Source organism: Streptomyces sp. NPDC052101, assembly GCF_040680235.1.
Taxonomy (GTDB): Bacteria; Actinomycetota; Actinomycetes; order Streptomycetales; family Streptomycetaceae; genus Streptomyces.
Genome location: NZ_JBFAWH010000006.1, coordinates 273,670 through 286,598 on the forward strand (window position 1 = coordinate 273,670; position 12,929 = coordinate 286,598).

Annotated in this window: 12 protein-coding genes and 2 pseudogenes; 11 read left to right on the forward strand and 3 right to left on the reverse strand. The window is 71.1% G+C overall.

Annotated elements, in window-relative coordinates:
- The first annotated feature begins 124 nt into the window (after nt 1-124).
- The 8 genes and pseudogenes from AB0L75_RS14620 to AB0L75_RS14655 all read left to right on the forward strand — a co-directional run bounded on the left by AB0L75_RS14620 (nt 125) and on the right by AB0L75_RS14655 (nt 7,107).
- A pseudogene (locus AB0L75_RS14620) lies at nt 125-473 on the forward strand (metalloregulator ArsR/SmtB family transcription factor).
- Nucleotides 474-629: 156 nt separating this feature from the next.
- A complete protein-coding gene (locus AB0L75_RS14625) occupies nt 630-1,223 on the forward strand; it encodes a cation transporter (RefSeq protein WP_365180637.1) in 594 nt (197 codons plus the stop codon).
- A gap of 28 nt (nt 1,224-1,251) precedes the next feature.
- Complete coding sequence (locus AB0L75_RS14630; RefSeq protein ID WP_365180640.1) at nt 1,252-2,508, forward strand: arsenic transporter; 1,257 nt, start codon at nt 1,252-1,254, stop codon at nt 2,506-2,508.
- Between the two features lie 5 nt (nt 2,509-2,513).
- Entirely contained in the window at nt 2,514-3,014 is a 501-nt protein-coding gene (locus AB0L75_RS14635; RefSeq protein WP_365180494.1) for a universal stress protein, read from the forward strand.
- A gap of 100 nt (nt 3,015-3,114) precedes the next feature.
- Complete coding sequence (locus tag AB0L75_RS14640) at nt 3,115-3,498, forward strand: hypothetical protein (RefSeq protein ID WP_365180497.1); 384 nt, start codon at nt 3,115-3,117, stop codon at nt 3,496-3,498.
- A 215-nt stretch (nt 3,499-3,713) separates the two neighbouring features.
- Nucleotides 3,714-6,047, forward strand: a complete 2,334-nt coding sequence (locus AB0L75_RS14645; protein ID WP_365180501.1) for a heavy metal translocating P-type ATPase — start codon at nt 3,714-3,716, stop codon at nt 6,045-6,047.
- Between the two features lie 143 nt (nt 6,048-6,190).
- Nucleotides 6,191-6,460 carry an SHOCT domain-containing protein gene (locus tag AB0L75_RS14650; protein ID WP_365180504.1) on the forward strand — a complete coding sequence of 90 codons (270 nt, stop codon included), beginning with the start codon at nt 6,191-6,193 and terminating at the stop codon, nt 6,458-6,460.
- Nucleotides 6,457-7,107, forward strand: coding sequence for a hypothetical protein (locus AB0L75_RS14655; RefSeq protein WP_365180507.1), 651 nt, complete (start codon nt 6,457-6,459; stop codon nt 7,105-7,107). The genes AB0L75_RS14650 and AB0L75_RS14655 overlap by 4 nt, the downstream gene beginning before the upstream one ends.
- A gap of 18 nt (nt 7,108-7,125) precedes the next feature.
- Here the strand turns inward: AB0L75_RS14655 and AB0L75_RS14660 are convergent, their stop codons facing one another.
- Nucleotides 7,126-7,380 carry a transposase gene (locus AB0L75_RS14660; RefSeq protein ID WP_365180510.1) on the reverse strand — a complete coding sequence of 85 codons (255 nt, stop codon included), beginning with the start codon at nt 7,378-7,380 and terminating at the stop codon, nt 7,126-7,128.
- A gap of 155 nt (nt 7,381-7,535) precedes the next feature.
- Between AB0L75_RS14660 and AB0L75_RS14665 the strand changes: the two are divergent.
- Nucleotides 7,536-8,355, forward strand: a pseudogene (locus tag AB0L75_RS14665) (sigma factor-like helix-turn-helix DNA-binding protein); the annotation flags it as partial.
- Between the two features lie 67 nt (nt 8,356-8,422).
- On the opposite strand, the gene AB0L75_RS14670 reads toward AB0L75_RS14665, so the two are convergent.
- Complete coding sequence (locus AB0L75_RS14670) at nt 8,423-9,424, reverse strand: lysylphosphatidylglycerol synthase transmembrane domain-containing protein (RefSeq protein ID WP_365180513.1); 1,002 nt, start codon at nt 9,422-9,424, stop codon at nt 8,423-8,425.
- Between the two features lie 172 nt (nt 9,425-9,596).
- Nucleotides 9,597-9,761 carry an ATP-binding cassette domain-containing protein gene (locus tag AB0L75_RS14675; protein ID WP_365180516.1) on the reverse strand — a complete coding sequence of 55 codons (165 nt, stop codon included), beginning with the start codon at nt 9,759-9,761 and terminating at the stop codon, nt 9,597-9,599.
- A 399-nt stretch (nt 9,762-10,160) separates the two neighbouring features.
- On the opposite strand from AB0L75_RS14675, the gene AB0L75_RS14680 reads away from it, so the two are divergent.
- Nucleotides 10,161-11,666: an ATP-dependent metallopeptidase FtsH/Yme1/Tma family protein gene (locus AB0L75_RS14680; protein ID WP_365180519.1), complete on the forward strand. Its 1,506-nt coding sequence runs from the start codon at nt 10,161-10,163 to the stop codon at nt 11,664-11,666.
- A gap of 254 nt (nt 11,667-11,920) precedes the next feature.
- Entirely contained in the window at nt 11,921-12,913 is a 993-nt protein-coding gene (gene dhaK / locus AB0L75_RS14685) for a dihydroxyacetone kinase subunit DhaK (RefSeq protein WP_365180521.1), read from the forward strand.
- The last annotated feature ends 16 nt before the right edge of the window (nt 12,914-12,929 follow it).

Genomic DNA, 12,929 nt, shown 5'->3' on the forward strand with positions numbered 1-12,929 from the left:
CTTCCCGGCACACCGGAGCATGACTGTACGTCAAGGACGGGACAGCAGAGCATCAAGAAGTCGTTAAGGTCGCGGCCTGCCCGCTCCTGACGACAACGCACCTCCCGCAGGGTGACGTGCGCGCCTGGACGCGGCCCATGCCACACGCGTCGCCACCACCTTGCGGGCCCCGGCCACCCCCTCGTGGCTGCTGATCCTTGTCCGGCTGCGCGAGGGCTCCCTCGCCGTCACCGAGGTCCGCATGGAGCAGTCCGCCTGCTCCCACCAGCTGCGTCTGCTGCGCAACCTCGGCCTGGTGGTCGGCACCCGCAAAGGCCGCTCCGTGGTGTATTCCCTCTACGACAACCACGTCGCCGAACTCCTCGCCAAAGCCCTCTACCACGTCGAACGCTTCCCGCCTCGGCGTCACCGACAGCCCAGCCCTCGCCGCCGATCCGGAGCGCGAAGCCGTGGCCATCCTGAGCATTCAGTAGCTCTCCGCGAGGGAACAAAGGCGAACCCCTATCGGTCACCGTCGTCTACCTCGGCCTCGCCGAGAGTGACACGGCTCGCCGCAACGCCGAAGCAGCGCAGGACCAGATGCCCGGTCAGGGGGCCGTGACGCGGTCTGGGAGACTCGGGCGGTGACTATGGACAAGACCGAGCGCGCAGCAGCCCTGCTCCGCCGGGGTTTCACCCTGGAGTACATCACCCTCGCCTGGAACGTTGTCGGCATCGTGGTGCTCGCCATCGCGGCGATCTCTGCCCGGTCTGTCGCACTCGCCGGGTTCGGCCTGGACTCCCTGATCGAGATCGGTGCGTCCACCGTCGTTGTATGGGAGCTGTCGGGTACCGGCGAGGACCGCCGGCGCCGGGCGCTGAAGCTGATCGGCGTCGGCTTCGCCGGGCTCGCCGTCTACCTGCTGGTGCAGTCCACGTGGGTGCTCGTCGCCTGCTACCACCCGCGCCACTCGCCGCTGGGCATCGGCTGGACCGCCGTCACCGCCGCCGTGATGTTCGCCCTCGCCGCGGGCAAGGCCCGCGCTGGCGCCGCCCTGGACAACCCGGTCCTCAAGACCGAAGGCCGGGTCACCCTCATCGACGGGCTGCTGGCCGCCGCCGTCCTGCTCGGTCTCGCCCTGAACACTGCCGTCGGCTGGTGGTGGGCCGACCCGGCCGCCGGTTACGTGCTCGTCTACTACGCCGTCCGCGAGGTACGCGAGATCTTCTCCGCCGACCACTGACGGGTCCTCCCACGGAAAGGCCATAGCCCTGAACGCCTCGCTCGCAGAAGTGCTCTCCGTCGCCCTGCTGGTGGCGGTGCTGGCCTGTGCGGTGATCCGTCCGTGGGGCTGGCCGGAAGCCGTCGTCGCCATCCCGGCCGCCGGGGTGGTCGTCGCCACCGGCGCGATCTCCTGGGACCACGCGGCGGCCGAGGCGTCGCGGCTGGGACCGGTGATCGGCTTCCTCGCGGCCGTCCTCGTCCTGGCCCAACTGTGCGATGACGAGGGCCTGTTCCATGCCTGCGGAGCCTGGATGGCCCGCACCGCGGCCGGGCGTCCCCGTCGGCTTCTGGTCCAGGTGTTCGTTGTCGCCTCGCTGATCACCGCGGTGCTCAGCCTGGACGCCACCGTGGTGCTGCTCACCCCGGTGGTCTTCGCCACCGCCGCCCGGCTCGGCGCCCGCCCGAAGCCACACGTCTACGCCTGCACCCACCTGTCCAACACGGCCTCCCTGCTGCTGCCGGTCTCCAACCTCACCAACCTGCTCGCCTTCGCCGCGAGCGGAGTGAGCTTCACGCGCTTCGCGGCCCTGATGGCCTTGCCCTGGCTGGTCGCCATCGGCGCTGAGTACGCGGTCATCCGGCGGTTCTTCGCCACCGACCTGGCTGCAGGAGCCCGGGCCCCGCGGGCCGCCGAGCCTCGCGAGGTACCGGTGTTCGCCCTGGCCATCGTCGTGTGCACGCTGGCCGGGTTCGTCCTGACCTCGGCCCTGGGGATCAACCCGGCGTGGGCGGCAGCGGCGGGCGCGGTCGTACTCGTCGGCCGCGCACTGGCCCAGCGCCGCACCACCCCTTCTACGATCGTCCGCGCCGCGGCGGTGCCGTTCCTCGCGTTCGTCCTGGCGCTGGGCATCGTGGTCCGTACGGTGGTCGACAACGGACTCGCGGGCGCACTGGGACACCTCATCCCGAGCGGCACCTCCCTGCCGGCCCTCCTGGCCCTCGCGGCACTGGCCGCCGTGCTGGCCAACGTCATCAACAACCTGCCCGCCATTCTGGTGTTGCTGCCACTGACCGCTCCCACCGGCTCCGGAGCGGTCCTCGCGGTGCTGCTGGGGGTGAACATCGGCCCGAACCTCACCTACGCCGGCTCCCTGGCCACGCTGCTGTGGCGGCGTATCGTGCGCCAGCACGACACCGACGTCCAGTTGGGCGAGTTCACCCGCCTCGGTCTGCTCGCCGTGCCCCCCGCCCTGGGGCTCGCGGTGGTGGCACTGTGGGCCTCACTCCACATGATCGGAGGCTGAGCACCGTGACCGTCATCGCCTGGATCGTCGAGGGCACCTGGCCCGCCTGTGTCGACGCGGCCCGCACCCACACGCCCGAGGGCACCGACATCGTGCTCCTGCACGTCACCGGCCCAGAACTTCCCGGCGCCGCCCACGGCGCCTACGCCTCACTGCTGGGCCGCGCACGCCCCGACCGCGACCCCGGCACCACGGTGGAACACCTGGCCGCTGCCGCCGGCGAACAGCTCCTGACCGCCGCGGCCGAGCGGTTGGGCCGCCCGTGCACCAGGACGGAGCGTTCCGGCCCAGTCGAACGAGAGGTCGTGGCCGCTGCTGAAGGCGCCGACCTGCTCATTCTCGCCCGCGACGGAGACCACACCCGCCTCGGCCCCCGCAGCCTCGGCCACGCCAGCCGCTTCATCGTCGACCATGCTCCCTGCCCCGTCCTGCTGGTCTGGCCCGAGGCCGCACCCAGCACGGCCACTATCCCGTCACCGCCGCCCCACCCACCGCACCACCGATAGACAGCAGCGAGGTCGTGCCGGCCGGGGTCCGATTCGCTGGCAGAACCGCCGGACCGGCTTGACATGGAATGCGGAGTCGACCTGGCGGACTGAGGCCACCGTGGAGCTGGACAGCCGCCTGATCGAACCCGCAGACACCCACACCGTGTCGATACGCGTCGGCGGAAGGTCGAAGGGTGCCGAACGCCGGCACGTCCTGGCAGGTGGTTTGAGCCGGTTCACCGCCGAGTCAGGCGTGTGGCGGAACTCGCTGTCGCCAACCCTCGTGGGCCTGTCCGGCTCCCTGCCGCGGGTCAAGGACGACCGGGTGGTGAAGCCTCAGCTCGATGAGGTGCAGGGCTGCTGGATCGTCCCGGCCCTCGTCATCCCACTCCCCCGATCGGCCCGCGGGCTGAGTGAGACAGCACAGAGGCTCGCCTACCTGGCCGCCCGCGGCGCCCGCCCATGCGACCCCTTGCCATTCAGGGCTGCCCACCGTGGCTGACGGCTTCCCCGCCTTGGCCGCCTGCCGAGCCGTCGCCGACCGCCCCCTCCTCCGCCTCCGCACCGACCGGGGACAACGATGACGAGCACACGCGCGCACCGGCTGTCCGGCCCTGAAGGAGGGCCGGACGTCCCCTGCCACCCGCGGCCGGCGGCACGGTGTCATGGCTAGAGACCGCCCCCAGGGTCGCCGGGCCGGACGGACCGAGGTACCCCATGAACCACCGCTCTCCTCACACAGCAGGGCTGCGTCGCCTGTCCGCAGCGGTGGTGTCCCCTCGGCTCGAACCCGTCCTCCTGACCGTCACCGCAGCGGCCCTGACCAGCGGCGGCATTGCCTGGCTCATCGGTGACGGCAGCCTCGCTGACCGCTTCTGGGGGCTGGGCACCCTGTCGGCTGTCGTTCCCGCGGTGGCATGGGTGCTGTCCGCGCTACGGCACGGGCACGCGGGCGTGGACCTTATCGCCGTCCTCGCGCTCGCCGGTACCCTGGCCGTTCACGAGTACCTGGCCGGTGCCCTGATCGCGCTGATGCTGGCCACCGGCCGCACGCTGGAGGCCGCGGCCCAGCGCCGTGCCTCCCACGACCTGCGTACCTTGCTGGAACGTGCGCCCCGTTCCGCACGCCGCCGCACCGACGCCGGGGTGGCCACGGTGCCACTGGCCGAGGTCACTGCCGGCGACCTTCTCGTCGTCGGCCCCGGTGAGGTGGTTCCCGTCGACGGCCGCGTGGAGAGCGTCGCCGCTGTGCTCGACGAGTCCGTGCTGACCGGGGAGCCCCTCCAGGTCGAGCGGGCTCGGGACGAGATGGTGCGCAGTGGCGTGGTCAACGCGGGCGGCGCCTTCGAGCTGCGCGCCACCGCCACCGAGCAGGACAGCACCTATGCCGGGATCGTGCGTCTGGCCCAGCAGGCTGGGGCCGAGTCCGCGCCCGTCGTACGGCTGGCCGACCACTACGCCGCCTGGTTCTTCCCCCTGTCCCTCTCCGTGGCCGGCCTGGCCTGGCTGATCAGCGGCTCCGCTGTACGCGCGGTAGCCGTCCTGGTGGTCGCCACCCCCTGTCCTCTGCTGCTGGCCGCCCCGGTCGCCATCGTCTCCGGACTCTCCCGTGCCTCCCGCCTCGGCGTGGTCATCCGCGACGGCGGCGCACTGGAGAACCTCGGCCGCGCCCGCACCTGCCTGCTGGACAAGACCGGAACCCTCACCCGCGGCCGCCCCCGCGTCCTCGACGTCACCGCAGCCCCAGGCCTCACCCCCAAAGAAGCCCTCCGCCTGGCCGCCTCACTCGACCAGTACTCGCCCCATGTCCTCGCCCAGGCCATCGTCGACACCGCCCGGGAACGCAGGCTGCAGCTGTCGGTCCCCTCCGACGTCACCGAGGAACCCGGCCGCGGCGCCACCGGCACCGTGGACGGACACCGGGTCTCCATCGGCCGCCTCGGCCCCGCGGACGCACGGCCCACCTGGGCCAGGGCGGTCGACAACCGCGCCCTCCTTGACGGCGCGGCCGTCGCCTGGCTCACCGTCGACGGACGCCCGGCCGGCGCCGTCCTGCTACGCGACCCCCTGCGCCACGACGCCCCGCGCACCCTGCGCCTGCTGCGCGCGGCAGGCATCCAACGGCTGCTGATGCTCACCGGCGACCGATCCGCACCCGCCCACGAAGTCGCCACCGTCCTCGGCCTGGACGACGTACGCGCCGAACTGGGCCCCGCTGACAAGGTCGCCGCCGTGCGCGCCGAGCGCGAGCGCGCGATCACCGTCATGGTCGGCGACGGAGTCAACGACGCCCCCGCCCTCGCCGCCGCCGACATCGGCGTCGCCATGGGCGCCCGCGGCTCCACCGCCTCCTCCGAGGCCGCCGACATCGTCCTGACCACCGACCGCGTCGACCGCCTCGCCGACGCCGTCACCATCGCTGGGCGCGCCCGCCGCATCGCCGTACAGAGCGCCCTCGGCGGCATGCTGATGTCCCTGGCCGCCATGGCCGCAGCCGCCGCAGGCCTCCTCCCGCCCGCCGCCGGCGCCCTGCTCCAGGAAGGCATCGACGTCGCCGTCATCCTCAACGCCCTGCGCGCCCTGCACGTCGACCACGCCACGCGACCGGCCATCACCCCCGCCGCCGAAGCCCTCATCCACCGCTTCGCCGCCGAACACGACGAGCTCCAGGACGTCCTCGAAGCCGTACGCGCCGCCGCCGACCGCCTCTCCGACGCCCCCGGCCCCGCGGCCCTGGCCGCCGTCGAAGAGACCCACCGGCTGCTCACCGAACGCCTGTTGCCCCACGAACACGCCGAGGAACACGAGCTATACCCCGCCCTCGCACCCACCCTCGGCGGCCCCGAGGCCACCGCCACCATGAGCCGCGCCCACACCGAGATCGAACGGCTCTCCCGCCGCATCGCCACCCACCTGCAACTGGCCCGCGCCGACGGCCGCCTTGCCCCCGGACAACTCGACGACCTGCGCTCTTGCCTCTACGGCCTGAACACCGTGCTACGCCTGCACTTCACCCAGGAAGAGGAGAACTACTTCTCCCTCGCCCCGTGAGCGACAGGCATGCAGGCCAGCTGGCAAGAGGTGCCGAGTGGTCCAGAGGCAGAGCCGAAAAGCCCTTGGTGTCCCCACCCGGCCGAGGCCCACCATGAACACAAAAGGCACAGGTCGAAACCTTGCAGGTGGAGGTGGGCACGGTGATGTACTGGGATGGCGGCTGGGCCTGGATGGCCTTCATGCCCCTGCTGTGGATCGCACTGATCGGCCTCGCCGTGTGGGCCGTGATCCGCCTGACGCACGGCCCGTCCGGGGGCGCCTCCGGTCGCAGCCACGGCTGGGAAGACCGCGAGCACCGGGAGACCCCGGAGGAGATCCTCGACCGTCGCTACGCCTCGGGAGAGATCGACACGGACACGTACACCGAGGCCCACGAGCGCCTCACCGCCCACCGGCCGAGGCCACGGTGAGCGGGCTCCGCCGGCGCTTGCTGCCGCTGACCGTGCTGCTCGCCTCGGTGGCGGCACTGATCGCCTCGCTCGTGTGGGTCGCGGGCAACAGCTCCCCGTCGTGGGGACCTCGGATGGGGATGATGACGGGCGGCGTGGCGTCCCGACAGGGCCCCATACGCAACCTCGCTGACGCGGACCGCGCCGCAGGGCGCTTCGCCGACCGGTGGGGTCTGCGCGTCGGTGAGGTCATGCAGTTCAGCAACGGGTACTACGCCCAACTCCTCGACTCCTCCAGCAAGGGCGCCACCGAGGTACTCATCGACCCACGCAGCGGCGCGGTCCTGTTGGAGTTCGGCCCGGCCATGATGTGGAACACCGCCTACGGCATGATGCCCGCCGGCACTCAGCCCGGCCCCACGAAGATCGGACCCGGGCAAGCCGTGCGGATCGCCGACCGGTGGCTGCGCGACCACCACAAGGACCTGCACGCCGCGAAACCCGACTGGTTCCCCGGCTACTACACCCTGCACACCCTGCGCGACGACCACATCGTCGGCATGCTCTCGGTCAACGCGACCACCGGCGACGTCTGGTACCACACGTGGCATGGCCGCTTCGTCAGGGAGGAAGAACCATCCCCTTCCCGCAACAGCACGAGCGGCTGACAACAGGGCGCAGGCGCCTCAGGAACGCATCGCTGACTTCAGCATTCCAGGGTGACTGCGGCGGTTGACCGAGTTGAGGCCGCTGGCCGCGAGGAAGCCGTCGAGGACGTTCGAGTAGTAGTGCAGGCGTTTGAGACGGTCGCGGACGAGTGTGTCGAGTCGATCGAGTGCGCCGCAGGCGAGGCCCGCCAGGCTGTCCTTGACATGTGACCAGAGTGACCGCAGGTTGCCGAAGGCGTTGAAGTCGAGCGCGTAGGCTGGCAGTTGGAACACCGTAAGACCGTCGCGCTCATCGATCAGCCGGCACATCGCGTGCGAGACGGTGGATGGGGACGCCCACTCGAAGTCCTGTACCTGGGCGGCCGGACCGCCGCGCGGCTCAAGTCGGAGGTACTCAAGGGGGCCGGGTGGGACATCGCCCACCTGACCTTCGGCAGACCGCAGACCGTGAACGTATCGAGCTGCCGGAGGCATGGCTGACCAAGGTCGTCACCAATCTCTGCCTCGACCGGCTCCGCTCGGCGCAGGCGCGCCACGAGCGAGCGGCCGGTGCCTGGCTGCCCGAGCCGCTCCTTGAGGGCGACCCGATGCTCGGTCCGGCCGAAACCTTCGAGCAGCGCGAATCGGTGTCCTTGGCCGTCCTGACCCTCATGGAGCGCTTCTCGCCGGTCGAGCAAGCCGCTTACGGCCTGCGCGAGGCCTTCTCGTACCCCCACGCCGAGATCGCCGGGATCGTCGACATCACCAAGTCCGCGAGCCAACAGCATGTCCACCGGGCCCGGATCCGGGTCACCGCCGAGCGCCGCAGCAGCGACGAGGTGGAGCCCGCGTCCGTGCGCCGGATCGTCGAGGAGTTCCTCGCCGTCGCCACGTCGGGGCGCGCCGAACTGCTGGTGGCGATGCTCACCGACGATGCGACCGCGGTCTCGCACGGCTACGGACTGGCCAGGCGGCGGCTGCGGTACAACTCGCCCGAGCGGGTCGCCTCCTACGTGCGGGCCGGCTTCAAGCCCACTCCGGCGAAGCGGCGGCTGGCCGGCGGCTCCCCCTCGATCCACATCGCGCTGGTCAACGACTCCCCCGCCGTCCTCGCCGTGGTCGACGACCGGGTCGTGGGCGCCGTGACGTTCGAAGTCAGCCACGGCAAGGTCGCCTCCTTGCGCGGCATCGCCGCCGCGGACCGGCTCGCGCCTCAACGAGGCCTGGAGGCAGCACGAACCCCATGCGCCGGTCATCAACGCATGGTGACCAGAGCAACCGGAATCCAGTGACCTGAGTCGGAGCACGTCGGTCTCCCGAGACCGTTCTCCAACCGTTATGGGCTGAGGTCGCCGCGTCGATCCGAGTGGCGTGGCGGCGAGCGGGACGCACCGGTCTGGAGGGTGATGGCGAGCCAGCTGGTCCAGCCGATGGGTTGCAGGGCCCAGTAGCTGACGGCCCGGTACAGGAGCGTCGCGGCGATCGCCGGGCCGGGCGAAAGACCGTACAGGACGAGCAGTGCGGACAGGCTTGTCTCCACGATGCCGAGACTGCCCGGGGTCAGGCGCAGGCTGCCTGGGATCTGGGTGAGAACGTAGGCGAGCAGCAGGCTGTGCCAGGGCACGCCGATGCCGAGCGCCCACAGGCTCGCGGCCAGGCACGCCACGTCGAAGACCCAGTTCAACAGCGCGAGCGCGAAGGGACGCGACCAGGGCCGTAGGCCGGACTGCAGGCTGTGGGCCTGTTCGACCAGCTGCGCGAGTGCGTCCTGGCCCTGCCGGATGCGGCGGGAACGCCGACCGGTGCCTCTCCACGCTCGCCCCATCGCGCTCCGCAAGCCCGAGGAGCGGGATGCTCCGAAGATCGCCAACGCCGCCCCCAGGACCAGCAGCGCCCCGGCCACAGGAAGCAGAACGGTACGCAACTCCGCCTGCCCCGCGGCGACCACGCCGACCACGAGCAGGACGGCCAGACCGAGTACCGACAGCGCGCCGGCCACCACCAGGACAGCGGCCGCGAGTACCTGCTCCGCGCCCCGGCGGCGGAACTGCCGGTAGACCCAGGCTGCGGAGAACGCCGCCCCGCCGGGCAACGCGCCCGCCACGGCGTTGGCGGCCACGACAGTCGCCGTCGTGCGCCGCAGGCTCCAGCGGGCCCCACCGGCCCCGAGCAGCCAGCGGTACAACGCAGCGAAGCACAGGAGCGACAGCGCCTGGCACACCACGGCGACCGCGACCGGCAGCGGACGTACTCCCGCGATGAGGTGATAGGCCTGCGCCAGTTCACGCCGCCGCAGGACGGCGACCAGGACCACGGCCGCCACAACGAGTACGGCCACCACCCACCACAGCGCGCGCGGTCCCGTAGGACGTCCTTCCTGCCACCCGAAGCCACGCCCCACCTGAAACTCCCGCCTCCCGGACATCGGCCATCACTCCCGACAGGCGTCATGAGGGTTCAGGCGCCGGGGCCCAGCGACGGGCTGGACGGGCACGGCGTGCTCGCCGCGGTCATTCGGCACCGCGGACCTGGTCCTCCGGGCTCTTTCCGGGCTTGATTGTCGTGGTCTTCCCGGCGCCGTTGGGGCCGCGGAACGCGAATACCTCGCCCGCCCGGACCGAGAACGACACCTGCCGGACCGCCACCTCGGCCCCGTAGCGCTTGCTGAGTCCCACGACATCGACCACCGCGGCCGCTGCAGCGGCTTTGTCACGCGGCGGCGCATCCGCCGGCCTCGCTGTTGGCGGACTACCCATGATTCACCTCGCCCGCCTCGACCTGCGTTCCAGCGTCCCGCCGCACGGACAACCCGGTCCAGGGCCGATCGCCCAGACCTACGGTCCGAACGACCCACTCACCCCGACGGCCGCGCACAAGCGCGCGTCGTCGATATGGCAGCGGGACGCCATGCATACCTGTCAGCCGGCTCCTGGTCACTGTCCGACGGCCGGCCGTGGTCCTTGGGGACTCTGACCAGACGGCCCCCATCAGGGCCGTTCGACCCCTGCCGCCCAGGAACGGCCGGGTTGAGGCTGGTAGACGGGGTTCACTGCCGACCGAGGGGCGTGGGATCGGTGATCACACGAGTGCGGGTGCCGCACCGGCACCTGACGCCGCCCGCCAAGCCCGGGCCGCCGCGCGAGCCGCCCGGCCCTCCGCCCCGGCAACCGCAGCCGTTCGGCGGGCGGTGGATGCTCTGGTGGATCCTGATGACGCTCGTCTTCGTCCTGCTGCTCTCTCGCGCACGGTCCGGGTCGCACACGAGTTCACTGTCCTACAGCGACTTCGTCGGCAAGGTCGGCGCCAGCCAGGTGCAGACGGTCGACATCAACGGCAAGGGCGCGGTCAGCGGCACCCTGAAGGACGGCACGAAATTCACCACCCAGCTCCCCACCGCACTGGGCACCGGGGCCCAGCTGCAGCAACAGCTGACCTCCCACCACGTGAAGATCACCGCCAGCCAGAGCAGCAGCAACGGTTCGACATGGTTGTCGGTGCTCTTCTCGTTCCTGCCGTTCCTGTTGCTGATCGGCTTCTTCGCGTGGATGGCACGCCGGGCCGCAGGGTCGCTGACCGGCGGGCTGAGCGCCATCGGACGCTCACGCGCGAAGATCATCGAGGCGGAGCGGCCCACCACCCGCTTCGCCGATATCGCCGGCTACGACGGGGTCAAGCAGGAGATCAGCGAGGTCGTCGACTTCCTGCGCAATCCCGCCCGGTACACCGCCGCAGGAGCCAAGGGACCCCGCGGCGTGATCATGGTGGGGCCACCCGGTACCGGCAAGACCCTCTTCGCGCGGGCCGTCGCCGGCGAGGCGGACGTGCCGTTCCTGTCGGTGACCGGATCCGCGTTCGTGGAGATGTTCGTCGGGGTCGGCGCATCCCGGGTGCGCGACCTGTTCGACCAGGCCCGCAAACGCGCCCCGTCGATCATCTTCATCGACGAGATCGACGCCCTCGGATCGCGCCGCGGCGGCGGGATGCGACTGGGCGGCAACGACGAGCGCGAGCAGACCCTCAACCAGCTGCTGTCCGAGATGGACGGCTTCGACCAGTCCAGCGGCATCGTCGTCCTCGCCGCCACCAACCGGCCCGACGCCCTCGACCCGGCCCTGCTGCGCCCCGGGCGCTTCGACCGCCAGGTCACCGTGCCGCCGCCCAACCAGGCCGAGCGGGCCGCGGTCCTCGCCGTCCACGCCCGTGACAAGACCCTGGCCCCGGACATCGACCTGGACGCCGTAGCGCGCGCCACGCCCGGATTCTCCGGCGCGGATCTCGCCAACCTCGTCAACGAGGGCGCCATCAACGCCGTGCGGAACGACCGCACCCGTATCGAGCCGCACGACCTGGATGCCGCCCGCGACCGTGTGCTGCTGGGACGCCGGGAGTCCTCCAACGCGCTGCTGCCCGAGGAACGCCGCTCGGTGGCCGTCCACGAATCGGGGCACGCCCTGGTCGCGGCGTTGTGCGAGCACGCAGACCCGGTGGCGAAGGTCACCATCCTGCCAGCCGGCGTCACACTCGGCGTCACCGAACACAAGCAGCGAGCACGTCGGCTGACTGGACGCTGCGAACCGTAAGGCCTCACAGTCGCAGGTGACCTTCGCTGCCGCAAGGTCGATACTGCCCATAGACGGGATAGGCGGCACCCTCCATCGGGCGGCCGACAGCACCTGACGACCCGTCACCGAAGTCAGCATTGAGTCAGCAACAGACCCGCCACGACCCGCCTCGGATCACAACGAACCGCCAAGATCAAATACTGCCCTCACCGCCGGTGACCTGCTAAGACACAGATCATGAGCCCTAGTGCTACGCTCGCGAGGAGACACCCATGAAGATGCTGATCAACGTGCCCGAGACCGTCGTGGCGGACGCGCTGCGCGGTATGGCGGCCGCATATCCCGAGCTGACCGTGGACGTGGAGAACCGGGTGATCGTGCGCCGGGACGCTCCGGTGGCCGGGCAGGTGGCGCTGGTGTCCGGCGGCGGGTCGGGGCACGAGCCGCTGCACGGCGGGTTCGTCGGCCCGGGCATGCTCTCCGCCGCGTGTCCCGGCGAGGTGTTCACCTCACCGGTGCCGGACCAGATGGCACGTGCTGCGGCCGCCGTGGACAGCGGCGCCGGGGTGCTGTTCATCGTGAAGAACTACACCGGTGACGTGCTCAACTTCGACATGGCGGCCGAACTGGCCGAGGACGAGGGCATCCAGGTCGCCAAGGTGCTGGTCAACGATGACGTGGCGGTCACCGACAGCCTCTACACGGCGGGTCGGCGCGGCACCGGTGCGACCCTGTTCGTGGAGAAGATCGCGGGCGCGGCGGCGGCCGAGGGGCAGCCGCTGGAGCGGGTGGAGTCGATCGGGCGTCAGGTGAATGAGAACTCCCGCAGTTTCGGCGTGGCCCTCAGTGCCTGTACGACTCCGGCCAAGGGCAGCCCCACCTTCGATCTGCCGGACGGTGAGCTGGAGTTGGGCATCGGCATCCACGGCGAGCCGGGCCGGGAGCGGCGGGCGATGATGACCTCCGGGGAGATCGCCGACTTCGCGGTGAACGCGATCCTGGAGGACATGCCGCCGCGCAACCCCGTGCTGCTGCTGGTCAACGGCATGGGCGCCACCCCGCTGCTGGAGCTGTTCGGCTTCAACGCCGAGGTGCAGCGGGTACTGCGCGAGCGCGGGGTGGCCGTGGCCCGCACGCTGGTCGGCAACTACGTCACCTCGCTGGACATGGCGGGCGCCTCGGTGACGCTGTGCCAGGTCGACGAGGAGCTGTTGCGGCTGTGGGACGCGCCGGTGAAGACCCCTGCGCTGCGCTGGGGGATGTGATACGGCGGACGAGGCG

Coding starts and splice junctions, on each gene's coding strand:
- dhaK (WP_365180521.1), top strand. CDS start 11,921: ATGAAGATGCTGATCAACGTGCCCGAGACCGTCGTGGCGGACGCGCTG.
- AB0L75_RS14625 (WP_365180637.1), top strand. CDS start 630: ATGGACAAGACCGAGCGCGCAGCAGCCCTGCTCCGCCGGGGTTTCACC.
- AB0L75_RS14645 (WP_365180501.1), top strand. CDS start 3,714: ATGAACCACCGCTCTCCTCACACAGCAGGGCTGCGTCGCCTGTCCGCA.